This is a genomic window from Staphylococcus sp. HMSC036D05 (assembly GCF_001836225.1).
In the GTDB taxonomy this organism is placed as follows: Bacteria; Bacillota; Bacilli; order Staphylococcales; family Staphylococcaceae; genus Staphylococcus; species Staphylococcus caprae.
Window position 1 is genome coordinate 106,863 of sequence record NZ_KV827781.1, and the last position, 26,460, is coordinate 133,322.

Sequence of the window (26,460 nt, forward strand, 5' to 3'; positions counted from 1 at the left end):
TTTTTGTTCTGGTTATACACTGATTAATTTTATAATCAGAAGAAAGAATAATTTCAAAAGATTAGAATAGGCAGACAATCAAGTTTATAGCATCAATATGATGTATGTCCATTGTCTATTCTTAATTTATCATGTATTGGGTATACTTATACTAGTAAATTAGATTCAACATACACGATTTTTAATTAATAGGAACGGTTATTTTAACTTAAATTATTTAAAATAGGGGTTGATTCCATGTCTTTAAGAGATGATGCATTGGAAATGCACAGAGAACATCAAGGTAAATTAGAAATCACACCAAATATAAAAGTAACTAATAAGGAAGAATTGAGTTTAGCATATTCTCCTGGCGTTGCTGAACCATGTAAAGAAATTCATGAAAATCCAAGAAAAGTATATGAATATACAATCAAGGCAAATACTGTTGCAGTTGTAACTGACGGTACTGCAGTTTTAGGACTGGGCAATATTGGAGCTGAAGCAAGTATACCTGTTATGGAAGGTAAAGCGGTTTTATTTAAAAGTTTTGCCGGAATAAATGGCGTACCAATCGCTTTAGATACAACAGATACTGATGAAATTATTAATACAGTGAAATTATTACAACCAAATTATGGCGGTATTAATCTTGAAGATATTTCAGCGCCAAGATGTTTTGAAATCGAAGAAAAATTAAAAAAAGAAACAAATATTCCAGTATTTCATGATGATCAACACGGAACTGCAATTGTTACAATGGCCGGCTTGATTAATGCTTTGAGAATTGTCGATAAAGATTTATCAGATATTAAAGTTGTCTTAAATGGTGCAGGTGCTGCAGGTATAGCAATTGTGAAATTGTTACATTCATACGGTGTTAGAGACATGATTATGTGTGATTCTAAAGGAGCTATTTACGAAGGACGCCCTCATGGCATGAATGATACTAAAGAATATGTTGCTAAATGGACTAACAAAGATAAAATTGATGGTTCATTGAAAGAAGTTATTAAAGATGCAGACGTATTTATCGGTGTTTCTGTTGCAGATTTATTAGATAAAGAAATGGTTGAGAGCATGGCAGATGACCCAATTATTTTTGCCATGGCCAATCCAAATCCTGAAATTAAACCTGATGATGCTAAAGCAGCAGGGGCTAAAGTAATTGGAACGGGTCGTTCTGATTATCCTAACCAAATCAATAATGTGTTAGCTTTCCCTGGTATCTTTAGAGGTGCATTAGATGTTGAAGCTACACATATTAATGAAGATATGAAAAAAGCCGCTGTTGAAGCTATTGCAGATTTAATCGAAGAAGACGAACTCAACCCTGATTATTGTATTCCTGGACCATTTGATAAGAGAGTTGCTCCATCAGTGGCACGTAGCGTAGCTAAAGCAGCTATGGAATCAGGTGTAGCAAGAATTGAAATTGATCCACAAGAAGTTTATGACAAAACAATGAAAGCAACTGATTTAAAATAATTCTATATAGTAATTCTTTGAGAGACATTTTCAAGAAATAACATCTTGATAAATTTTTCAGGAGAATATATAAATGGTAGTAACAGAGGTTATTTGGAGGTTTACCAATGTTTAAAGATTTTTTTAATCGAAGCAAGAAAAAGAAATATTTAACAGTTCAAGATTCTAAACAAAATGATGTGCCAGCAGGGATTATGACTAAATGCCCGAAGTGCAAAAAGATCATGTACACTAAAGAATTAGCTGAAAATTTAAATGTGTGCTTCAATTGTGATCATCATATTGCACTTACTGCACATAAAAGAATAGAAGCGATTTCAGATGAAGGAACATTTACAGAATTCGATAAGGGTATGACCTCTGCGAATCCATTAGATTTTCCTGGCTACATTGAAAAGATTGAAAAAGATCAGCAAAAGACTGGATTAAATGAGGCAGTTGTTACTGGTACTTCTGAATTAGATGGTATTAAATACGGTGTTGCAGTGATGGATGCACGTTTTAGAATGGGAAGTATGGGTTCAGTTGTAGGTGAAAAAATTTGTAGAATCATTGATTATTGCACTGAGCATCATTTACCTTTCATTCTATTCTCAGCAAGTGGTGGCGCTAGAATGCAAGAAGGTATTATTTCACTCATGCAAATGGGTAAAACAAGTGTATCACTTAAGCGTCATGCTGATGCTGGATTATTATATATTTCGTACATAACGAATCCAACAACTGGTGGTGTGTCTGCAAGCTTTGCCTCAGTGGGTGACATTAACTTAAGTGAACCTAAAGCGCTCATTGGATTTGCTGGTAGACGTGTCATTGAACAAACAATTAATGAGAAATTGCCAGATGATTTCCAAACAGCCGAGTTCCTTTTAGAACATGGTCAATTAGATAAAGTAGTTCATCGTAAGGATATGAAAGAGACGTTATCTAATATTCTAAAAATCCATCAAGAGGTGAGTCGATAATGCTAGATTTTGAAAAGCCACTTTTTGAAATTAAAAATAAAATTGAATCATTAAAAGAATCACAAGAAAAGAATGAAGTGGATTTACAAGAAGAGATTGATATGTTGGAAGCGTCTCTAGAAAGAGAAACTAAAAAAGTTTATACCAATTTAAAGCCGTGGGATCGTGTGCAAATCGCGCGTTTACAAGAGCGACCTACATCTTTAGATTATATTCCATATATTTTCGATTCATTTATAGAACTTCATGGGGATAGAAACTTTAGAGATGATCCTGCAATGATAGGCGGGATTGGTTATCTTAATGGACGTGCTGTAACTGTTGTTGGTCAACAACGCGGTAAAGATACCAAAGATAATATTTATCGAAATTTTGGTATGGCACATCCTGAAGGTTATCGTAAAGCGCTACGTTTGATGAAGCAGGCTGAAAAGTTTAATCGTCCAATTTTTACATTTATTGATACAAAAGGCGCTTATCCTGGTAAAGCAGCAGAAGAACGTGGTCAAAGTGAATCAATCGCTACGAATTTAATTGAAATGGCATCATTAAAAGTACCTGTCATCGCTATTGTTATCGGTGAAGGTGGTAGTGGTGGCGCATTAGGAATTGGTATTTCTAATCGTGTACTTATGCTTGAAAATAGTACGTATTCAGTTATTTCTCCTGAGGGTGCTGCTGCACTTTTATGGAAAGATAGTAATTTAGCAAAAATTGCTGCTGAAACGATGAAAATTACAGCAAATGATCTTAAAGGATTAAATATTGTAGACGAAGTGATTAACGAACCACTAGGTGGCGCCCATAAAGATGTTGAATCACAAGCTGTTACGATTAAAGACACATTTGTTAAACATTTAAATGAATTAGAGCAAATGTCTAATGAAGAATTAGTCAATGATAGATTTGATAAATTTAGACACATTGGCTCAGTTGTAGAATAATTTAGTTACTTGCTAATAGTCATGATTACGGCTATTAGCTCTTTTTTATTTATTTTAGAAAAAATTCATTATTTAAAACGTTTACATCAATTGAAAGCCTTACTTTTGATGGAACAGTAAAAAAATTGTGGTAATTTATAGTTAAAGATAAATCTAGTTAAAGAAAGGTATGTCGTCATGAAAAAAATTGCAGTTTTAACTAGCGGAGGGGATTCTCCAGGTATGAATGCTGCCGTTCGTGCAGTTGTTCGTACAGCAATTTACAATAATATTGAAGTTTATGGGATTTATCATGGTTACCAAGGTTTACTAGACGATGACATTCATAAACTTGAGTTAGGCTCAGTCGGGGATACAATCCAGCGCGGAGGTACGTTCCTATTCTCTGCTAGATGTCCTCAATTTAAAGAAGAAGATGTACGTAAGAAGGGGATTGAAAACTTACGTAAACGAGGCATCGAAGGATTAGTTGTTATCGGCGGAGACGGAAGTTATCGTGGTGCGCAACGTATAAGTGAAGAGTGTAAGGAAATTCAAACGATTGGAATTCCAGGTACAATTGATAATGATATTAATGGTACGGACTTCACTATAGGTTTTGACACTGCGTTAAACACAATTATTGAATCCGTCGATAAAATTAGAGATACTGCATCAAGTCACGCACGTACATTTATCGTTGAAGTTATGGGACGTGATTGTGGAGATTTAGCTTTATGGGCAGGACTCTCTGTTGGTGCTGAAACTATTGTAGTACCTGAAGTTCATACCGACATTAAAGATGTTGCTGAAAAAATTGAACAGGGTATTAAAAGAGGTAAGAAACATTCTATTGTTATGGTCGCTGAAGGCTGTATGAGCGGCCAAGAATGTGCTGATGAATTAATGAAATATATCAATATTGATACACGCGTGTCAGTATTAGGACATATTCAGCGTGGAGGAAGCCCATCAGGTGCTGACCGCGTATTAGCTTCACGTTTAGGTGGTCATGCCGTTGAATTACTTAAACAAGGTGTGACAGCTAAAGGTGTAGGTATTAAAAATAACCAATTAACTGCTACACCATTTGAAGGTATCTTTGGTGAAAGTCATCATAAGTTTGACAAAGATATTTATGAATTAGCTAAGGAATTATCAATATAAATTTTTGGGAGGATTATATAATGAGAAAGACTAAAATTGTTTGTACAATTGGACCAGCTTCAGAATCTGAAGAAATGATCGAGAAATTAATAAATGCAGGAATGAACGTGGCGCGTTTAAACTTTTCTCATGGTAGTCATGAAGAACATAAAGGTAGAATTGATACAATTCGTAAAGTTGCAAAACGTTTAGATAAAACAGTTGCACTTTTATTAGATACAAAAGGACCTGAAATTCGTACACATAACATGAAAGATGGTGTTATCGAATTAGAAAAAGGTAAAGAAGTCATCGTGAGTATGAATGAAGTAGAAGGTACGCCTGAGAAATTCTCTGTAACATATGAAGACTTAATCAACGATGTTCATGTTGGCTCATACATTTTATTAGATGATGGTTTAGTAGAGTTACAAGTTAAAGAAATTGATAAAGATAAAGGCGAAGTTAAATGTGACATCTTAAATACTGGAGAATTAAAAAATAAAAAAGGTGTTAATTTACCTGGCGTAAAAGTTAACTTACCTGGTATTACTGATAAAGATGCTGATGACATTCGTTTCGGTATCAAAGAAAATGTTGACTTTATCGCTGCAAGTTTCGTAAGACGTCCTAGTGATGTTTTAGATATTCGCCAAATTCTTGAAGAAGAAAAAGCACATATCACAATTTTCCCTAAAATTGAGAACCAAGAAGGTATTGATAACATTGATGAAATCCTTGAAGTTTCTGATGGATTAATGGTTGCTCGTGGGGACATGGGTGTTGAAATTCCACCTGAAAAAGTACCAATGGTTCAAAAAGACTTAATTAGAAAATGTAATAAATTAGGTAAACCAGTTATCACTGCAACTCAAATGTTAGATTCAATGCAACGTAACCCTCGTGCTACTCGTGCGGAAGCAAGTGACGTAGCTAACGCAATTTACGATGGTACTGATGCTGTGATGTTATCAGGTGAAACAGCTGCGGGATTATATCCAGAAGAAGCAGTTAAAACTATGAGAAATATCGCAGTTTCAGCAGAAGCGGCTCAAGATTATAAAAAATTATTATCTGACCGTACAAAATTAGTTGAAACTTCATTAGTTAACGCTATTGGTGTTTCTGTTGCACATACAGCACTTAACTTAAATGTTAAAGCTATCGTTGCGGCTACTGAAAGTGGTTCAACAGCACGTACTATTTCTAAATATCGTCCTCATTCAGATATTATCGCTGTAACACCTAGTGAAGAAACAGCACGCCAATGTGCAATTGTTTGGGGTGTTAACCCAGTTGTTAAAGAGGGACGTAAAAACACTGACGCATTACTTAACAATGCGGTAGCGACAGCAGTTGAAACTGGAAGAGTTTCTAACGGTGATTTAATCATCATTACTGCTGGTGTTCCAACTGGTGAAAAAGGTACAACTAATATGATGAAAATTCACTTAGTTGGCGATGAAATCGCTCGTGGACAAGGTGTAGGTCGTGGCTCTGTAGTAGGACATGCCATTATTGCTGACAGTGCAAGTGACTTAGAAGGTAAAGATTTATCTGATAAAGTTATCATCACTAATTCAGTAGACGAAACGTTAGTTCCATATGTTGAAAATGCAATCGGTTTAGTAACTGAAGAAAATGGAATTACATCACCAAGTGCAATCGTTGGTTTAGAAAAAGGTATTCCAACAGTAGTAGGTGTTGAAAAAGCAACAAAAGAAATTAAAAATGATATGTTAGTTACAGTTGACGCAGCTCAAGGTAAAATCTTTGAAGGCTATGCAAACGTACTTTAATAATCAATTTAGAGAAAACACTCTCCGACATGATGTTGGAGAGTGTTTTTTATTGAGTATGTAGAGATAGATATACGCTTGATATAAGCAGGCTCTCAATTCAGACATTTACTGCAAATACATTAAAGGAGGATGAGATTATAAGTGATCTCATCCTCCTTTATGATTATTTATGCGTGTTTGCTTTCTTTTCTATATCTCAAATACATTAATCCTAAAATAACGAACCATACAGGAGTTATATAAATGGCTCTTCTTGTATCAACATTAACAAATAATAATGCGAATACGAAGATAAAGAAAATTAAAATTGCATAACCCATAAATTGCCCGCCTGGTAATTTATAAGTAGCTTTCTTGTGTAATTCAGGATTCTTTCTACTGTAATTAATATAGGCAACGATGATTAAAGCCCATACAACTAAGAATAATACAGTAGAGATTGTCGTCACATACGTAAACACTTTTGTTGCGTCAGGGAAGATATAATTTAATAACGCTGCAATTAATAATAATGCAGATGACGCAATAATAGCTGTGTGTGGTACACCATTTTTGTTTGTATTAGAGAACGCTGGTGGCGCTTGTCTTTGATTAGATAATCCATATAACATTCTACTATTTGAAAAGATACCACTATTACAAGATGATGCTGCGGCAGTTAATACTACGAAATTGATTAAACCAGCAGCGAAAGGAATACCTATTAAAGTAAATAGTTTAACAAAAGGACTATTATCAGGGTCAACTTTGTACCAAGGAATAATAGACATGATGACTGCTAAAGCACCAACATAAAAGATTAATATTCTAATAGGTACGCTATTAATTGCCTTAGGAATTGTTTGTTCAGGATCCTTGGTCTCACCAGCAGTAACACCTATCATTTCTATTCCGACAAATGAGAAAAGTGCCATTTGGAAAGACATAAAGAATCCAGATGCTCCTTTAGGGAATATTCCGTGTTGATATAAGTTAGTTAGACTTGTGTGTCCAAATTGAGTTTTAAAGGCAAATAAAATCATGACAATACCAACAACTATTAATGCAATAATTGTAGCTATTTTGATGATAGCAAACCAAAACTCTAATTCGCCGAATAATTTGGCACTTAACAAGTTGAATGACATTAAAATAAGTACACAGAATAACGCGCTAATCCAGTTAGGAATCTCTGGGAACCAGAAACTTACGTATTTAGCAACAGCTGTAACCTCAGCCATACCTGTAATAATCCAACATAACCAATAAGTCCAACCAGTAACAAAGCCAGCAAATGGACCTATGTATTTGTTCGTAACATCCGCAAATGATTTGAAATTAGTGTTTTGAATGATGATTTCTCCCAATCCACGCATAAACATGAATAACATAAAACCTATAATGATATAGGTGAGTAATATTGAGGGACCCGTCATTGCAATTGTTTGACCAGCACCAAGGAATAACCCCGTTCCTATAGCGCCTCCGATGGCGATTAATTGAACATGACGATTGCTCAATTCTCTTTGTAAATTTTCAGCCATAAGACATCTCCCTTACTATAAGATAATATATATTATGCACTTATAAGGCTATTTATACAATTCTTTTCGCAAAAAAGTGTGAAAATTCACTAAAATGTATATTTCTTTTTTGTAATCATTCTTGATAACTAAACGAAAATATAACTACATTTTTGAAATTTAATAATAATAGTATGGTTTGAAGTTGAATTTCACGCTCTTTTAGAGATAATAACACACAAAAAGGTCAAGCCAATATACCATTTTTACATGTTTAAAGTGATTTATAATGTTTCACAAATTGTTTGAATTTAGCTATAATACTAGTTGAAAGCCATTTCATAAAGAAACAGTAAAGGGGAAATTTATCATGGCAGAATTACAAAGAGGTTTAGAAGGGGTTATTGCAGCTGAAACTAAAATCAGTTCAATAATTGACAGTCAATTGACATATGCGGGCTATGATATTGACGATCTCGCAGAAAATGCCCAATTCGAAGAAATCATTTTCTTATTATGGAATTATAGACTTCCTAATAAAGATGAACTTAAAGAATTGAAAGAGAAATTATTCGAGTACATGACTCTTAATCCAAGAGTATACAAACACTTTGAAGAGTACGTAACTGATGATGTTCATCCTATGACAGCAGTTCGTACATCTGTATCTTATATTGCTCACTTTGATCCAGATGCTGAAGATGAATCTGATGAGAAGAAATATGATAGAGCAATTCGCATTCAAGCGAAAATTGCTTCACTAGTAACGGCTTTCGCAAGAGTTAGAGAAGGGAAAGAACCTTTAAAACCAAATTCAGATTTAAGTTACGCAGCAAACTTCTTATATATGTTAAGAGGAGAACTTCCTACAGATATAGAAGTTGAAGCATTTAATAAAGCATTAATTTTACATGCTGATCACGAATTAAATGCATCTGCGTTCACTGCACGTTGTGCGGTTTCATCACTTTCAGATATGTATTCAGGTGTTGTTGCTGCAGTTGGCTCATTAAAAGGACCTCTTCACGGTGGTGCAAACGAACGTGTTATGGCTATGTTAAAAGAAGTAGGAAGTATTGAAAATGTTGATAGCTATTTAGACGAAAGATTCGCGAATAAAGATAAAGTCATGGGCTTTGGTCACCGTGTATACAAAGATGGCGATCCAAGAGCTAAATATCTTCGTGAAATGAGCCGTAAAATCACTGAAGAAACAGGTCAAAGTGAATTATTTGATATTTCACTAGCAATCGAAAAACGCATGAAAGAAGAAAAAGGTTTAATTCCAAATGTAGACTTCTTTAGTGCAACTGTTTATCACAGTATGAATATTCCTCACGATTTATTCACACCAATTTTCGCAGTAAGTCGTACATCAGGTTGGATTGCTCATATCTTAGAACAGTATAGAGACAACCGAATCATGAGACCAAGAGCACAATACATTGGTGAAAAAAATCGTAAGTATGTTCCTATTGAAGAAAGATAATAAAATCACATATAGTATTAATTGAAAGCTTAAATATACTTGGAGGTTAGATTTATGTCAGCAGAAAAAATTACTCGTACTAATGAAGGTTTAAATGTACCTAATGAACCAATTATTCCATTTATTATTGGCGATGGAATTGGCCCAGATATCTGGAAAGCGGCTAGCCGTGTTATCGATGCAGCTGTTGAAAAAGCTTACAACGGTGAGAAACGTATCGAATGGAAAGAAGTTTTAGCTGGACAAAAAGCTTACGATGAAACTGGAGAATGGTTACCACAAGAAACATTAGACACAATTAAAGAATATTTAATTGCTGTTAAAGGTCCTTTAACTACTCCAATCGGTGGCGGTATTCGTTCACTTAACGTAGCTTTAAGACAAGAATTAGATTTATTTACTTGCTTACGCCCTGTACGTTGGTTCCAAGGGGTTCCTTCACCAGTTAAACGTCCAGAAGATGTTGACATGGTTATTTTCCGTGAAAACACTGAAGACATTTATGCAGGTATCGAATTTAAAGAAGGTACTTCAGAAGTTAAAAAAGTAATTGATTTCTTACAAAACGAAATGGGTGCAACAAACATTCGTTTCCCAGAAACTTCAGGTATTGGTATTAAACCTGTATCAAAAGAAGGTACAGAACGTTTAGTAAGAGCTGCAATTCAATATGCATTAGATAATAATCGTAAATCTGTTACTTTAGTTCATAAAGGTAACATTATGAAATTTACTGAAGGATCATTTAAACAATGGGGTTATGATTTAGCTCATAACGAATTTGGTGACAAAGTATTCACTTGGCAACAATATGATGAAATTGTTGAAAAAGAAGGTAAAGACGCAGCTAATGAAGCTCAAGATAAAGCTGAAAAAGAAGGCAAAATTATTATCAAAGATTCAATTGCTGATATCTTCTTACAACAAATCTTAACGCGTCCAGCTGAACACGATGTTGTAGCGACTATGAACTTAAACGGTGACTACATTTCAGACGCTTTAGCTGCACAAGTTGGTGGTATTGGTATCGCTCCAGGTGCAAATATTAACTACGAAACTGGTCACGCTATTTTCGAAGCTACACATGGTACAGCTCCTAAATATGCTGGTTTAAATAAAGTTAACCCATCTTCTGAAATCTTAAGTTCTGTATTAATGTTAGAACACTTAGGATGGCAAGAAGCTGCTGATAAAATCACTGATTCAATCGAAGCTACTATCGCTTCTAAAATTGTAACTTATGACTTTGCTCGTTTAATGGATGGTGCAAAAGAAGTTTCAACTTCAGAATTTGCTGATGAATTAATCAAAAACTTAAAATAATAACGCTTTAATCGATAGTGTTATCAAACGGATTGGCTCTTGCCAATCCGTTTTTTTAAAGATTATGTAAATTTTTAATTTATCAATATCTTTTTGATTCAAAAGGTGATAACTTAATTAATGTTAAGGCAATATTAAAGAAATATTTTCTTAATATAACTATAAATCTATAAGTTTTGTTAAGTTTATGTAAAATTGATGTGTAGCTATGTTATTTTTATTTGAACTTCAGTTATAATGTAAATGTAATAAAAAATAGGGAGGCACACCATGTCACAAAAAGTACTAGTGGTTGATGATGAACAATCAATCGTGACCTTACTAAAGTATAATTTAGAAACAGCAGGATACATAGTTGAAGTCGCTTATGACGGCGAAGAGGCACTACAAAAGGTTGAAGATGAACAACCTGAGCTAATAGTATTAGACGTCATGTTACCTAAAAAAGATGGTATTGAGGTGTGTAAATCAATTCGATCTGATAAAAATTTAGTACCTATTTTAATGTTAACTGCTAAAGATGACGAATTTGATCGTGTTTTAGGCCTTGAATTAGGTGCTGACGACTATATGACTAAGCCTTTCTCACCTAGAGAAGTGGTTGCGAGAGTAAAAGCTATTTTAAGACGTTCAAAATTTGTTAGTGAAATTGAAAAAGAAGATACGGATGAGGAAGATATTATCATTGATTCCATTCGTATTCGTCCTGAATTTTTCGAAGTATATAAAGATGAAGAATTGTTAGAACTCACACCTAAAGAATTCGAATTATTATTATACTTAATCGAAAGACAAGGACGCGTGATTACAAGAGAACATATGTTAAATTCTGTATGGAATTATGAATTTGCTGGAGATTCTAGAATTGTAGATGTACATATTAGTCACCTAAGAGATAAATTAGAAGAAAATCCTAAACAACCTAAATTAATTAAAACGGTACGTGGTTTAGGATATAAATTGGAGCGACCTAAAGCTTAATGCTAAAATTTCATCACCGTTTATTATTATTAATTAGTACGATAACGATCATCAGTTTTATTGGTTTAGGTGCGATTATTCATAATACGATTTATCAAACTTTAACTAGCAATCAAACTAGTGAATTAAGAAACGAAGCACATAACTATGTGAACCTTCTTAATCATAATAAAGGTCAAGAAATCGATAACCTTGCTGATAATCAACAAAATGTCGTTGTCATTAAGAATGCAGATGATAATCACGTCATATTCTCTTCTGGTGATAAAAGTAAAATTGATCAAAGAATTGACAATGAGGCTAATCCTTCTGATTTAATAACTAAGAAAACGAAAATCGGTATGCGCTATACTTTTAAAGAAAGTATAGGTAATAAAACTGTATACATAAGTGGTATTAATGATGAAATTATTAACCTTCAAAGAGAGATGTGGAAATACTTATCTATAATAGGCGTCATCGTATTGTTCACAGTTTATTTAGCTTCACGAAGTATTAATCGAACATATATAAGACCTATTAATGAAGTGACGTATGCGACATCTCTATTAGCAGATGGCTATTATCATGTTCGTGTCCCTGAAAGTAATGTTAAAGAAACACGCGCATTATTTGTGACTACGAATGAGTTAGCTAGAAGGTTACAGAAGTTAAATAATCGACAAAAGATACAGTCCAATCGTTTGAAAACGACACTTGAAAATATACCGAGTTCTGTTTTAATGATCGACAAGCATGGAGAAATCGTTGTTGCCAACCATGCCTATTATGAAGTTTTTAGTCCAGAGCAAATTGTTGAAAATAAGAGCTATATTGGATTTCTTGATGATAGTATTGAAAAACTCATTATCGAGAGCTTCAGAACTGAAAAGGTTATCTACGATCAAATAGAGGTAGATATTAATAATGTACATACGAAATACTTTGATGTTTCTTGTGTGCCAATACTATCTAAATCTAAGAAGAAATTACAAGGTATGGTTGTTGTACTTCATGATATTACGAATCTCCAAAAGTTAGAAAATCTTAGAAGAGAATTTGTAGCAAATGTTTCTCATGAATTAAAAACACCAATTACTTCTATCAAAGGTTTTGCTGAAACCTTGATTGAAGGGGCTAAAAATGATGAACAATCACTCGAGATGTTTTTAAATATTATTTTAAAAGAATCGAACAGAATTGAATCATTGGTCATGGATTTATTAGATTTATCGCATATAGAACAGCAAAATGAAATTGAAACGAGCTATATGAATTTGTCTGAGTTAGCTTATAATACGATTGATAATTTACAAACTCAAGCTACGAATAAAAATATCGAAATTAGGTCAGAAATTGAAAAAGATGTGATAATCGAAGCGCATGAGAATAAAGTTGCTCAAGTGATTACAAATTTACTTTCTAATGCAATTAATTATTCTCTTGAAGACAGTAAAGTTATTGTTCGAGTTTATAGAGAAGGTAAAAAAGTTAATTTAGAAATTCAAGATTTTGGTATTGGAATTAGTGCCAAAGATCAAAAACATATCTTTGAACGTTTCTATAGAGTGGATAAGGCACGTAGTAGAGATTCTGGAGGTACAGGTCTTGGACTGTCTATTACGAAGCATATTGTTGAAGCGCATAATGGTCGAATTAGTGTAAGTAGTAAGCCAAGAGAAGGTTCAACATTTAAAGTAACGTTTATAGATGAATAAATTTTTAAAGGAGCTGAGACAATCAAGTCTCAGCTTTTTTATTAAGAGGTGGTAGATCTAATGTTTGCATTTAACTTCAGGTTAAATGCACTAAGAACTGCTAAATGATAAATCATTAACCATTTCTATGATGCACTAAGGGAAGCTAAACGCACTATAGTCGTTAAATGACAAAAAAGGAACACATGAGTTAAAAACTCATGCGTAAGTGGTACTATGTATTTCAATTGAAATACAAGTACCACTTTATATGCTAAAATGTATGTAAATCTGTTCTGGAGGTTACGTATTTTGGATAAATTAGTGTTAATAGATGGTAACAGTTTAAGTTTTAGAGCATTTTATGCTTTGCCATTACTTTCTAATAAAGCTGGTATTCATACAAATGCTGTGTATGGCTTTGCAATGTTACTTGAAAAAATAATTAAAGAAGAACAACCTAATCACTTTTTAGTTGCATTTGATGCTGGTAAAACGACTTTCAGACACTCAAAGTACAGTGAGTATAAAGGTGGTAGACAAAAAACACCACCTGAACTAAGTGAACAATTTCCTTATATCCGTCAATTATTAGATGCGTATCATATTAAAAGATATGAACTTGAGAATTATGAAGCGGATGATATTATCGGTACTTTAAGTAAAGAAGCAGATCAAGCGGGTTACGAAACAATTATTATTACTGGGGATCGTGACTTAACACAATTGGCTACTGATAATGTCACTATTTATTACACTAAGAAAGGTGTTACGGATGTCGATCACTATACACCAAGTTTTATTGCTGAAAAATATAACGGCTTAGAACCTAAGCAAATTATCGATATGAAAGGTCTCATGGGAGATACTTCTGATAATATACCTGGTGTTCCAGGCGTAGGTGAGAAAACGGCAATTAAATTACTTAATCAATTTAATTCTGTTGAAGGCGTTTATGACAATATCGACGAAGTCACTGCTAAAAAATTAAAAGAAAAACTTATCAATAGTAAAGATGATGCATTGATGAGTAAAGACCTAGCTACAATCAATGTTGAGAGTCCAATTGAAGTTTCTCTTAAAGATACAAAATTGGAAAACCAAGATGATAATCATGAAAAAATAGAGTTATTTAAAAAGCTAGAATTTAAGCAATTGTTATCAGATATTGATGAAGATGCGAATAACGAGGAAGTTACAGATAAAACGTTTGACGTTGAAACAGATTTTCAACACATTGATTTTAAAAATATATCTCATGCCACAATTCATTTTGAGTTAGAAGACACCAATTATCTAAAAGATAATATATTAAAATTTGGATTTTACTCAGATGACACGCACATCGTAATCAATGCAGAAGATATTAAACAACATTCAGATTTAATCGAATGGTTAGAAGATGCACAAACTGTTAAGACAGTGTATGATGCTAAGAAAACGTATGTAGCTGCACATCGTTTAGATATTAACATCCAAAACGTTCAATTTGATGTTATGCTCGCAAGCTATATTATTGATCCATCACGTGCAATTGATGATGTGAAATCAGTCGTATCCTTATATGGACAGAATTATGTTAAAGATAATGTTTCTATTTATGGAAAAGGAAAAAAACATCATATTCCAGAAGACAATATCTTAAATGAACACGTTGCTTCAATTACAGAAGCCATTGCGAGTGCTAAACCATTAATGGAAGAACAATTAAAAGAATATAATCAAGTTGAACTCCTTTCAGATTTAGAACTTCCGCTTGCTAAAATTTTAAGTGAAATGGAAGAAATTGGTATCTACACTGATGTGAATGATTTGAAGCATATGGAAAATGAGATTCAAGAAAAATTAGATGTTCTTATTAAAAATATACATGAAGCTGCCGGAGAAGAATTTAATATTAATTCACCAAAACAATTAGGTGTCGTATTATTTGAAACATTAAAACTTCCAGTGATTAAAAAAACAAAAACCGGATATTCAACGGCTGTTGATGTACTTGAACAATTAAAAGGTGAGCATCCAATTATTGAACATATCTTAGAATATAGACAACTTTCTAAATTACAATCTACCTACGTAGAAGGCTTACAAAAAGTAATCAGCAAAGATAATAGAATTCATACGCGCTTCAATCAAACGCTTGCACAAACAGGTCGTTTATCAAGTGTAGATCCGAACTTACAAAATATTCCTATCCGCTTAGAAGAAGGTAGAAAAATTAGAAAAGCGTTTAAACCTACTTCAGAAGATAGTGTGATATTATCAGCTGACTATTCACAAATTGAACTACGTGTGCTTGCGCATATTACTCAAGATGAAAGTTTAAAAGAAGCTTTCATACATGGCCATGATATTCATACAGCTACTGCGATGAAAGTTTTCAATGTAGAGGCAAATGGCGTAGACAGCCTTATGCGTAGACAAGCTAAAGCTGTTAACTTCGGTATTGTATATGGAATTAGTGACTATGGCTTGAGTCAAAGTCTAGGTATTACGCGTAAGAAAGCGAAAGCATTTATTGATGATTATTTGGCCAGTTTCCCAGGCGTTAAGCAATATATGTCTGATATCGTCAAAGATGCTAAAGCGCAGGGTTATGTTGAAACGCTGTTACATCGTCGCCGTTATATTCCAGATATTACAAGCCGAAATTTCAATTTAAGAAGTTTCGCAGAAAGAACTGCTATGAATACTCCAATTCAAGGTAGTGCAGCAGATATTATTAAATTAGCTATGGTTAAATTTAATGAAAAGGTAAAAAATACGAACTACCATGCAAAATTATTATTACAGGTTCATGATGAATTAATCTTTGAATTACCTAAATCAGAAGTTGAAGACTTTAGTGAATTTGTTGAAGAAATTATGGAAAATGCGCTTGATTTAGATGTACCGTTAAAAGTAGATTCAAGCTATGGACCAACATGGTATGATGCCAAATAAAGAAAGGACACAAATATGCCAGAATTACCAGAAGTAGAACATGTGAAACGAGGCATAGAACCTTATATTAAAAACGAAAGAATTAAAAAAGTAATTTTTTCAGATAATGTCATTAAAGGTAAGAAAGACAATAGAGAAACGATCATTAAAGGTATGGAGTTAGATAGCTTTGCAAAGCTTACCGAAGGCTACACAATTACTCGAGTGTTAAGACGTAGTAAATATATTGTGCTTCATATTGAAAGAGATAACGATCAAAGAATTTTAATTAGTCATTTAGGCATGGCGGGTGGATTCTTCGTTGTTGACGACCTAGAGGACATTGCTACACCTAATTACCGTAAACATTGGCAAGTTATTTTTGAACTTGAAAATGAGAAAAAGTTAGTCTACTCAGATATCAGACGTTTCGGTGAAATTAGAAATGTCGCAGGATTTGAAAGTTATCCTCCATTTTTAGAAATAGCACCTGAACCATTTGAAGAGGAAGCGTTAGCGCATTATTTAAGTTGCTTTGATATCAATAAATACGCAAACAAACCTATTAAGCAAATGATACTTGATCACAAAGTGATTGCAGGTGCCGGTAATATTTATGCTTGTGAAGCACTTTTCAGAGCGGGAATTCGTCCTGATAAAATTGCACACACGTTGAATCATCAAGAAAGAGAAATGTTATTTTATTATGTTCGAGAAGTGTTAAAAGAGGGTATAAAATACGGTGGAACGAGTATCTCTGATTATCGCCATGCTGATGGTAAAACAGGAGAGATGCAATTACATTTAAATGTATATAAACAAAAGTACTGTAAAATTTGTGGGCATGAAATAGAAACAAAAGTGATTGCCACTAGAAATAGTCATTTTTGCCCAAATTGTCAGAAATAAAGGAAGCGTGAGACTATGCCAAAGATTATCGGACTAACAGGAGGCATCGCAACTGGGAAATCAACAGTGTCAGAATTATTAACAGCATATGATTTTAAAGTTGTCGATGCAGACCTTGCTTCCCGTGAAGCGGTTAAAAAAGGATCAAAGGGTTTAGAACAAATTAAAGAAAAATTTGGTCCAGAGGCGATTGATGAAAATGGAGAAATGAATCGTAAATATATGGGAGAACTTGTATTTAAACATCCAGAACAACGATTAGAACTTAATAAGATTGTTCATCCCATAGTACGTGAAATTATGGAAAATGAGAAAAATTGTTATTTAAACGAAGGATATCATGTGATTATGGATATTCCTTTACTTTATGAAAATGATTTGCAAGATACTGTAGATGAAGTATGGGTGGTATATACATCTGAAAGTATTCAAATAGAACGTTTGATGGAGAGAAATAACTTATCTCAAGAAGATGCGAAAGCACGTGTGTATAGCCAAATTTCTATAGATAAGAAAAGTAGAATGGCCGATCATGTGATAGATAATTTAGGAGATAAACTTGAATTAAAACAAAACTTACAACAACTTCTTGAAGTACAAGGATATATCGATTCTTCAATTAAATAAGAGTATGAGCGTATGCGAATTAAGATATCGTGTACGCTTTTTGTATGTATTACGTGAAAACAGATAATGACTCATAAGTATAACTTATTTAAAATGATAGCTAAACGTAATTTATTTCAATTAGTAAACGCTTTCAAAAATAAATAATTATGTTATACTAATCCTATAAAGTATAACATATAAATAAATGCTCAAGGGGTGCTTTTAATGTCAACGAATATCGCAATTAATGGAATGGGTAGAATTGGAAGAATGGTATTACGTATAGCTTTAAAAAATGAAAATTTAAATGTAGTTGCTATTAACGCAAGCTATCCTTCTGAAACAATTGCACATTTAATTAATTATGATACAACTCATGGTACATATGATAAGAAAGTAGAACCAACAGAAAATGGTATCAAAGTTGGAGATCATGAAATTAAATTAGTATCTGATAGAAACCCTGAAAACTTACCATGGAGAGAATTAGATATTGATCTTGTTATCGAAGCAACTGGTAAATTTAATCATGGTGATAAAGCGATTGCGCATATTAACGCAGGGGCTAAAAAAGTGTTGTTAACAGGGCCTTCAAAAGGCGGAGAAGTGCAAATGATTGTAAAAGGGGTTAATGATGATCAACTAGATATTAATCAATATGATATCTTTAGTAACGCTTCATGTACAACCAATTGTATAGGCCCAGTAGCCAAAGTCTTAAATGATAAATTTGGAATTGTAAATGGTTTAATGACAACTGTTCACGCTATTACAAATGACCAAAAGAATATTGATAATCCACATAAAGATTTACGTAGAGCACGTTCATGTAACGAAAGTATTATACCTACTTCAACTGGTGCAGCTAAAGCACTTAAAGAGGTATTACCAGAAGTTGAAGGAAAACTTCACGGTATGGCGCTACGTGTTCCAACGAAGAATGTTTCCCTAGTGGATTTAGTGGTTGATTTAGAGAAAAATGTAACCGCTGAAGAAGTAAATGATGCATTCAGAAATTCTGGCTTAGATGGCATATTAGACGTTGAAGATGCACCTTTAGTGTCCGTTGATTTTAATACAAACCCTAATTCAGCAGTGTTAGATGCACAATCTACAATGGTGATGGGAGATAATAAAGTTAAAGTTATCGCCTGGTACGATAACGAATGGGGATATTCAAACCGAGTTGTTGAAGTTGCTGAACAAATTGGTCAACTTATTGAAGATGAAGCAACAGTTAAAGCAGTTTAATTAAATATTTAGCTAATCAATTTGGTATATAAAATCCGATACGATAGCTCTAAGATAATTTCAGTTTCGAATTGTCTTAGAGCTTTTTTATTACTACACTCATTTTAAAGTAGTAAAATCCTGTTGCGTCATGGGGATTTTCTATGTCAAAAAAATTTATATTGTCTTATAAAAGTGAAATTTTAATTTGTGACATGCATTTTTATTATTATTGTATTTATCTATGTCATCCACTCTAAAATATTTCAGTTATTAAGTATAATAATTCGATTATTAGTTTAAAGGACCTTTCTTTTTTACAAGCTAATTTTATAGTATAATGAACGATAATCAAACTTAAGAGGGTGACATAAATGAAATGCCCAAAATGTAATTCAACGCATTCAAGAGTGGTCGATTCGAGACATGCTGATGAAGCTAATGCAATAAGACGTAGAAGAGAATGTGAAAATTGTGGCACTCGATTTACCACATTTGAACATATTGAAGTAAGTCCGCTTATCGTTGTTAAAAAAGATGGCACTAGAGAGCAATTTTTAAGAGAAAAAATATTAAATGGCTTAGTAAGATCTTGTGAAAAAAGACCGGTAAGATATCAACAATTAGAGGATATAACGAATAAAGTAGAGTGGCAATTAAGAGATGAAGGGCAAACTGAAATATCTTCCAGAGACATTGGAGAACATGTAATGAAATTATTGATGCATGTAGATCAAGTTTCCTATGTAAGATTTGCTTCCGTCTATAAAGAATTTAAAGATGTGGACCAACTACTTGCTTCCATGCAAGGGATTTTGAATGATAACAAACGGAGTGATTAATAAATGGGATTACAATCCTATGAATATGGTTTGAGGCCTCAAGATGGCTTTGAAGTGATTAAAGAATTTCAAATAACGACAGAACACTTAGAAATACTAAATCGCCTGTTTACGCCTTTAATTGGGCCCCAGTCTATTGGACTTTATCATTTTATGAATCAGTTTACTGATGACAATAATCATTATCCGCTAACACATTATGTATTTATGAATGAATTAAAAATTAACCTTCTAGATTTTAGGAAGCAAATGGATTACCTAGAAGCAATAGGATTGGTCAAAACTTTCGTAAATCACGAAAAGAAACAAACACATTTTGTGTATCAATTAATTCAACCTCCAACAGCATATCAATTTTTTAATGACCCGATGCTTTCTGTATTTTTATATAGTGAAGTTGATAAGAATCGTTATCAAATGCTTAAAGCTCATTTTGAAAGGAATAAAAAAGATTTAAGTAGTTATCAACAAACAACACGAAAGTTTACTGAAGTATTTAGCGTTCCTAAGAAAATGATGGACCAAGATTTATCCAAACTTAAGCAAATTAAGCACTATGATGGTGTTGATTTATCTAATGAGACATTCGATTTCGATTTATTAAAACAAATGTTAAATCATCATTTTATCAGTAATGAAATCATTGATAAGGATGCTAAAGAACTCATCATTCAACTCGCTACATTATATGGATTAACTCCAGATGGTATGAAAAAGGTTATATTAAATTCCATTACTAGTGCGCAACAATTATCTTTTGAAGAGATGCGAAAACAGGCACGTTCTTACTATCTAATAGAACATGAAAATCATCTACCCAAATTACAATTAAAAGAGCAACAATCAGAAGTCTCATCAAATAGTGAAGAAATCTCACCTCAAAATGATACTGAAGCATGGTTGAAATTACTTGATGAAACAAGTCCAATCGATATGTTGGCAAGTTGGTCTGGGTCAGAGCCTACACAATCTCAGAAAAGTATGATTGAAGAATTAATGAATAGAGAGAAGATGAATTTTGGTGTCATTAATATTCTATTGCAATTTGTTATGCTTAAAGAAGATATGAAGTTGCCGAAATCTTATATATTTGAGATAGCGTCAAATTGGAATAAAAAAGACATTAAAACTGCGAAACAGGCTTATGATTATGCACTTCAAGTCAATCAACCTAAAAATTATGAGCAGAATTATAAAGGAAGTAGAAATTATTCAAGACAAAACAAACAATTGATATCTAAAGAAAAAACACCAAAATGGTTAGAAAATCGAGATAATCAATCTGCAAACACTTCTGAAAAACAATCAAAACAAAATGACGATAAATTAGAAAAAGACCGTCAAGCATTCCTAGAGAAATTAAATAAAAAATGGGAGGAAGGTGATGAGTGATGAAAAGCTTCAAAAATATTATGGGGTCGTCACAAGACTTAGATAAAAGAATTGAAAAAATAAAAAAAGACGTAATAAATGACCCAGATGTTAAGCAATTTTTAGAGCACCATCAATCTGAACTTACTAATGCGATGATTGATGAAGATTTAAATGTATTGCAAGAATATAAAGATCAACAAAAGCATTACGATGGTCATCGCTTCGAAGATTGCCCCAATTTTGTAAAAGGACATGTACCTGAACTCTACATAGAAAATGATAGAATAAAAATTCGATATTTAATGTGTCCTTGCAAAATTAAACATGACGAAGAACGATTTAATTCTCAACTCATAACCTCTCATCATATGCAACGAGATACATTAAATGCCAAGTTGAAAGACATCTATATGGACCAACGCGATCGTTTAGATGTAGCGATGGCTGCAGAAGAAATCTGTACTGCTATTGCTAATGATGAAAAAGTAAAAGGGCTATATTTACATGGTCCGTTTGGTACAGGTAAATCATTCATACTAGGCGCAATTGCCAATCAACTTAAGTCTAAAAAGATTTCCTCTACTATCGTGTATTTACCTGAATTTATACGTACTTTAAAGAGTGGATTTAAAGATGGTAGCTTCGAAAGGAAATTAGAACGTGTGCGAGAAGCTAATATATTAATGTTAGACGATATTGGTGCTGAAGAAGTTACGCCATGGGTAAGGGATGAAATCATAGGACCATTGCTACATTATAGAATGGTACATGAACTACCAACTTTCTTTAGTTCTAACTTTGATTATAGTGAACTTGAGCATCACTTATCTATTACAAGAGATGGATCTGAAAAAACGAAAGCCGCTCGTATTATCGAACGTGTTAAGACGCTATCCAACTCATATTATCTTGAAGGTAAAAATTATAGAAACAATTGAATTTTATCTTATGAGGTGTATAATAGACTTAAATCTAAATCGTTGAAATTATTGAAGACAAGATAATTTAATCACTGTTACACAGAAAGTCATTAGCTAATGAGAATATGGCTAACATATTAAATGATTACTACTTCAGTAAATGATATTTGTAATGAATATCCGGCTCAAGACCGTTATCTTATGTAGAGAAGTTTAACTCTTTAATGAGAATAAGAGTTAAACGACTAGGGTGGTACCGCGATAATCTCGTCCCTTGTTTGGGGCGGGATTTTTTGTGTTTTTTATGGATATTTATTAAACAAGTCAACGATCAGATGCTTTATTATTTAGGAGGGTTAAGTATGGATCAAATTAATATTCAATTTCCAGATGGTAATTCAAAGGCGTTTGATAAAGGTACGACTACAGAAGATATCGCTCAATCTATAAGCCCAGGTTTAAGAAAGAAAGCTGTAGCAGGTAAATTTAATGGTCAAATGGTCGATTTAACTCGTCCTCTTGAAGAAGATGGATCAATTGAAATTGTTACACCTGGAAGTGAAGAAGCACTTGAAGTATTACGTCATTCAACTGCTCACTTAATGGCTCAAGCCTTAAAACGTTTATATGGAGATGTGAAGTTTGGTGTAGGACCAGTTATTGAAGGTGGGTTCTATTACGATTTTGATATGGATGAAAAGGTATCATCAGATGACTTTGACAAAATCGAAAAAACAATGAAACAAATCGTTAATGAAAATTATAAAGTTGAAAGAAAAGTAGTGAGTAGAAACGAAGCTAAAGAATTTTTCAAAGATGATCCTTATAAATTGGAATTGATTGATGCAATTCCTGAAGATGAAAATGTTACTTTATACACACAAGGTGAGTTTACTGATTTATGCCGCGGTGTTCACGTACCTTCAACTTCAAAAATTAAAGAATTTAAATTATTATCCACTGCTGGCGCTTATTGGCGTGGTGATAGTAATAACAAGATGTTACAACGTATTTACGGTACTGCATTTTTCGATAAAAAAGATCTAAAAGCGCACTTACAAATGCTTGAAGAACGTCGCGAACGAGATCATCGTAAAATTGGTAAAGACTTAGAGTTATTTACTAATAGCCAACTCGTAGGTGCAGGTTTACCTCTATGGTTACCTAATGGGGCTACAATTCGACGTGAAATTGAACGTTACATTGTTGATAAAGAGGTAAGCATGGGTTACGACCATGTATATACTCCTGTACTCGCAAATGTTGATTTATATAAAACTTCAGGACACTGGGACCATTATCAAGAGGATATGTTCCCGCCAATGAAATTAGATGAAACAGAAGAAATGGTATTAAGACCAATGAACTGCCCACATCATATGATGATTTATAACAATAAACCACACTCTTATCGTGAACTACCTATTCGTATTGCTGAATTAGGTACAATGCATAGATATGAAGCAAGTGGTGCTGTTTCTGGATTACAACGTGTTCGTGGTATGACTTTAAATGACTCTCATATTTTCGTAAGACCAGATCAAATTAAAGAAGAGTTCAAACGAGTTGTAAACATGATTCAAGAAGTATATGAAGATTTCGGTTTCGAGGATTATACTTTTAGATTAAGCTATAGAGACCCTGAAGATAAAGAGAAATACATGGACGATGACGAAATGTGGAATAAAGCTGAATCAATGCTTAAAGAAGCAGTTGATGAAATGGGCTTACCATATGTAGAAGCTATAGGTGAAGCGGCTTTCTACGGTCCAAAATTAGACGTCCAAGTTAAAACAGCTATGGGTAAAGAAGAAACATTATCTACAGCTCAACTTGACTTCTTATTACCAGAACGCTTTGAACTTACTTATATAGGAAGCGATGGAGAACAACATCGACCAGTTGTTATCCACCGTGGTGTGGTTTCAACTATGGAACGTTTTGTTGCATTCTTAACTGAGGAAACTAAAGGGGCATTCCCAACTTGGTTAGCACCAAAACAAGTTGAAATTATTCCTGTAAATGTTGATATTCACTATGACTATGCACGTCAATTACAAGATGAGCTTAAATCACAAGGTGTACGTGTCGAAATTGATGACCGTAATGAAAAAATGGGATATAAAATACGTGAAGCACAAATGCAAAAAATCCCATACCAAATTGTAGTCGGTGACAAAGAAGTGGAAAATAACGAAGTGAATGTTAGAAAATATGGTTCAGAAGACCAAGAATCACTTGAAAAAGATGAGTTCATTTGGAATCTTGTTGATGAAATCCGCTTGAAAAAACATAGATAAGCTTGAAAAGACAGGCCGTATCATGTATATTACAATTGAATCAAATATAAATTAGAGTTAGAGGTTGCATTGTTAATCAGTAGCTAATCAGAAGTTGTATGGAACATATGTTGAATTAGCAAAAGGTAACAATGCCGAAACAAATGTAAAACCATAATTTACATTTGTTGGGACAGTTTTCGATAAGAAGCTGTACTGTCACTGAATGTGATGTGCTACCTTATATAGATAAAAGCAAAGTGGTTGCATATCTTAAAGGTATGTAACCACTTTTTTGTTTGAGTTCTGTGTGTAACTAAAGTTCGTATAATTTCAATTCAATGATGATGAAATTAAGCCTACTCATAACTATGTATGATTTTAATCGAATTTTCATACAAGACATGTATAGTTATTCTACACAGAGAAATAGTTACATGTTAGCCTCTAAGACAAGGAAAGGGAACTTCTATGAGTAAAAATGAAAATCAAAATGGCGGTGTTCAAAGAGGATTAAAAGATCGTCATATTTCTATGATCGCAATTGGCGGTTGTATTGGGACAGGTCTATTTATGACTTCAGGTGGTGCCATTCATGATGCTGGTGCATTAGGTGCATTAATTGCGTATGCGATTATTGGTGCGATGGTATTCTTCCTAATGACTTCACTAGGTGAAATGGCAACATATTTGCCGGTTTCAGGATCTTTTAGTACGTATGCTACAAGATTCGTAGATCCTTCTTTAGGATTTGCTTTAGGTTGGAATTATTGGTTTAACTGGGTTATTACAGTTGCAGCTGATGTAACGATTGCAGCTCAAGTTATACAGTATTGGACTCCAATGCAAGGGATGCCTGCTTGGGTTTGGAGTTGTATATTCTTAGTTATTATTTTCGCATTAAATTCTTTATCAGTGAGAGTGTATGGCGAAAGTGAATATTGGTTTGCTTTAATTAAAGTTGTTACTGTAATTATCTTTATTGTGATAGGTTTATTAACAATACTAGGTATCATGGGTGGAGAATTTGTAGGATTCGATACATTCACTAAAGGTGACGGTCCTATCCTAGGTGGAAACCTTGGAGGTAGTCTTCTCTCTATTTTAGGTGTATTCCTAGTAGCTGGATTCTCATTCCAAGGTACTGAATTAATAGGTATTACAGCTGGTGAATCTGAAAATCCTGAAAGAGCTGTTCCAAAGGCGATAAAACAAGTATTTTGGAGAATCTTATTATTTTATATTTTGGCAATATTTATCATAGGTATGTTGATTCCTTATGATAGTAAGGCATTAATGGGTGGCGGAGATAGTATTTCTACTTCACCATTTACACTTGTATTTAAGAATGCAGGTCTTGCCTTTGCAGCTTCGTTCATGAACGCTGTTATACTTACATCAGTACTATCAGCCGGAAATTCAGGAATGTACGCGTCTACTCGTATGTTATATTCAATGAGTAAAGATAAACTTGCGTTTGCTTCATTTGGCAAAACAAACAAAAGTGGTGTACCTTATTTATCATTAATTGCTACTGGCGTACTAGTTGTACTTATTTTCGCTTTACAACACCTCAGTGGCGATGCATATGAATATATTGTTGCGGCGAGTGGAATGACAGGATTTATTGCTTGGGTAGGTATAGCGATTAGTCACTTTAGATTTAGACGCGCTTTTGATAAACAAGATTACGATAAAAGTAAGCTTAAATATAAAGCCAAACTTTTCCCATTTGGTCCTATATTCGCAGGTATATTATGTGTGATTGTTATTATCGGGCAAGATGTTGATTTTATTAAAACAGGACATTTTGACCTAAATAGATTTGTAATTACCTATATGGGTATACCTGTATTTTTAATCTTCTTCCTTTATCATAAATTACGCTATAAAACTAAAATGATTCCACTTAATAAAGTGGATCTAAGACAAGATGTTTCAATGGAAGAAATTAGACATCATGATAAATAATAAAAAAACAATTGACTTACATGTTTATTACTGATATGATTGTAAACGTTGAATACGAAACGAACCAAGTAGAAGCACCCGCTTCTCACCTGTAGCGACGCTAATGCAGTTGGCAGGTTAATCATGTTAC

Annotated in this window: 19 protein-coding genes, 1 riboswitch and 1 other annotated feature (1 of these 21 cut by a window edge); of the genes, 18 read left to right on the forward strand and 1 reads right to left on the reverse strand. The window is 33.4% G+C overall.

The window, feature by feature from the left end; translation table 11 throughout:
- Positions 1-237: 237 nt before the first annotated feature.
- The 5 genes from HMPREF2580_RS05240 to pyk all read left to right on the forward strand — a co-directional run bounded on the left by HMPREF2580_RS05240 (position 238) and on the right by pyk (position 6,300).
- Positions 238-1,467 carry an NADP-dependent malic enzyme gene (locus tag HMPREF2580_RS05240; protein ID WP_002443355.1) on the forward strand — a complete coding sequence of 410 codons (1,230 nt, stop codon included), beginning with the start codon at positions 238-240 and terminating at the stop codon, positions 1,465-1,467.
- A gap of 107 nt (positions 1,468-1,574) precedes the next feature.
- The gene (gene accD, locus HMPREF2580_RS05245) at positions 1,575-2,432 is read left to right on the forward strand and encodes an acetyl-CoA carboxylase, carboxyltransferase subunit beta (protein ID WP_002443352.1); all 858 of its coding nucleotides are present in this window, start codon (positions 1,575-1,577) and stop codon (positions 2,430-2,432) included.
- Positions 2,432-3,376 carry an acetyl-CoA carboxylase carboxyltransferase subunit alpha gene (locus HMPREF2580_RS05250; RefSeq protein ID WP_070830899.1) on the forward strand — a complete coding sequence of 315 codons (945 nt, stop codon included), beginning with the start codon at positions 2,432-2,434 and terminating at the stop codon, positions 3,374-3,376. The genes accD and HMPREF2580_RS05250 overlap by 1 nt, the downstream gene beginning before the upstream one ends.
- 177 nt (positions 3,377-3,553) lie before the next feature.
- Complete coding sequence (gene pfkA, locus HMPREF2580_RS05255; protein ID WP_070830901.1) at positions 3,554-4,522, forward strand: 6-phosphofructokinase; 969 nt, start codon at positions 3,554-3,556, stop codon at positions 4,520-4,522.
- A gap of 20 nt (positions 4,523-4,542) precedes the next feature.
- The gene (gene pyk, locus HMPREF2580_RS05260; RefSeq protein ID WP_002443346.1) at positions 4,543-6,300 is read left to right on the forward strand and encodes a pyruvate kinase; all 1,758 of its coding nucleotides are present in this window, start codon (positions 4,543-4,545) and stop codon (positions 6,298-6,300) included.
- Between the two features lie 170 nt (positions 6,301-6,470).
- Here pyk and HMPREF2580_RS05265 read toward each other — a convergent pair whose 3' ends face one another.
- The gene (locus HMPREF2580_RS05265; protein ID WP_070830904.1) at positions 6,471-7,826 is read right to left on the reverse strand and encodes an amino acid permease; all 1,356 of its coding nucleotides are present in this window, start codon (positions 7,824-7,826) and stop codon (positions 6,471-6,473) included.
- Between the two features lie 349 nt (positions 7,827-8,175).
- Here HMPREF2580_RS05265 and HMPREF2580_RS05270 point away from each other — a divergent pair, with 349 nt between their 5' ends.
- From HMPREF2580_RS05270 to HMPREF2580_RS05330, 13 genes are all read left to right on the forward strand, one after another.
- On the forward strand, positions 8,176-9,294 hold the full coding sequence (locus HMPREF2580_RS05270) for a citrate synthase (protein WP_070830907.1): 1,119 nt from the start codon (positions 8,176-8,178) through the stop codon (positions 9,292-9,294).
- A 54-nt stretch (positions 9,295-9,348) separates the two neighbouring features.
- On the forward strand, positions 9,349-10,617 hold the full coding sequence (gene icd / locus HMPREF2580_RS05275) for an NADP-dependent isocitrate dehydrogenase (RefSeq protein WP_002443340.1): 1,269 nt from the start codon (positions 9,349-9,351) through the stop codon (positions 10,615-10,617).
- A gap of 270 nt (positions 10,618-10,887) precedes the next feature.
- Positions 10,888-11,598, forward strand: coding sequence for a response regulator transcription factor (locus HMPREF2580_RS05280; protein ID WP_002443337.1), 711 nt, complete (start codon positions 10,888-10,890; stop codon positions 11,596-11,598).
- Complete coding sequence (pnpS, locus tag HMPREF2580_RS05285) at positions 11,598-13,295, forward strand: two-component system histidine kinase PnpS (RefSeq protein ID WP_070830911.1); 1,698 nt, start codon at positions 11,598-11,600, stop codon at positions 13,293-13,295. Before HMPREF2580_RS05280 ends, pnpS begins: the two co-directional genes overlap by 1 nt.
- A gap of 291 nt (positions 13,296-13,586) precedes the next feature.
- Positions 13,587-16,217, forward strand: coding sequence for a DNA polymerase I (gene polA / locus HMPREF2580_RS05290; protein WP_070830914.1), 2,631 nt, complete (start codon positions 13,587-13,589; stop codon positions 16,215-16,217).
- 15 nt (positions 16,218-16,232) lie between these two features.
- Positions 16,233-17,105, forward strand: a complete 873-nt coding sequence (gene mutM, locus HMPREF2580_RS05295; RefSeq protein ID WP_070830917.1) for a bifunctional DNA-formamidopyrimidine glycosylase/DNA-(apurinic or apyrimidinic site) lyase — start codon at positions 16,233-16,235, stop codon at positions 17,103-17,105.
- A gap of 15 nt (positions 17,106-17,120) precedes the next feature.
- Positions 17,121-17,732, forward strand: a complete 612-nt coding sequence (gene coaE / locus HMPREF2580_RS05300) for a dephospho-CoA kinase (RefSeq protein ID WP_070830919.1) — start codon at positions 17,121-17,123, stop codon at positions 17,730-17,732.
- Positions 17,733-17,939: 207 nt separating this feature from the next.
- Positions 17,940-18,965, forward strand: a complete 1,026-nt coding sequence (gap, locus tag HMPREF2580_RS05305; protein WP_002443330.1) for a type I glyceraldehyde-3-phosphate dehydrogenase — start codon at positions 17,940-17,942, stop codon at positions 18,963-18,965.
- A gap of 353 nt (positions 18,966-19,318) precedes the next feature.
- Entirely contained in the window at positions 19,319-19,786 is a 468-nt protein-coding gene (nrdR, locus tag HMPREF2580_RS05310; RefSeq protein WP_002443329.1) for a transcriptional regulator NrdR, read from the forward strand.
- Between the two features lie 3 nt (positions 19,787-19,789).
- Complete coding sequence (locus HMPREF2580_RS05315) at positions 19,790-21,178, forward strand: replication initiation and membrane attachment family protein (protein ID WP_070830922.1); 1,389 nt, start codon at positions 19,790-19,792, stop codon at positions 21,176-21,178.
- Positions 21,178-22,098: a primosomal protein DnaI gene (gene dnaI / locus HMPREF2580_RS05320; RefSeq protein ID WP_070830924.1), complete on the forward strand. Its 921-nt coding sequence runs from the start codon at positions 21,178-21,180 to the stop codon at positions 22,096-22,098. The genes HMPREF2580_RS05315 and dnaI overlap by 1 nt, the downstream gene beginning before the upstream one ends.
- A 344-nt stretch (positions 22,099-22,442) precedes the next feature.
- Entirely contained in the window at positions 22,443-24,380 is a 1,938-nt protein-coding gene (gene thrS / locus HMPREF2580_RS05325) for a threonine--tRNA ligase (RefSeq protein ID WP_070830926.1), read from the forward strand.
- A 50-nt stretch (positions 24,381-24,430) separates the two neighbouring features.
- Positions 24,431-24,606: riboswitch (Lysine riboswitch) on the forward strand.
- Between the two features lie 224 nt (positions 24,607-24,830).
- Positions 24,831-26,330 (forward strand): amino acid permease, encoded by a 1,500-nt coding sequence (locus tag HMPREF2580_RS05330; protein ID WP_070830928.1) that lies wholly within the window; start codon positions 24,831-24,833, stop codon positions 26,328-26,330.
- Between the two features lie 60 nt (positions 26,331-26,390).
- Positions 26,391-26,460, forward strand: a sequence feature (ribosomal protein L20 leader region); it runs 54 nt beyond the window's last position.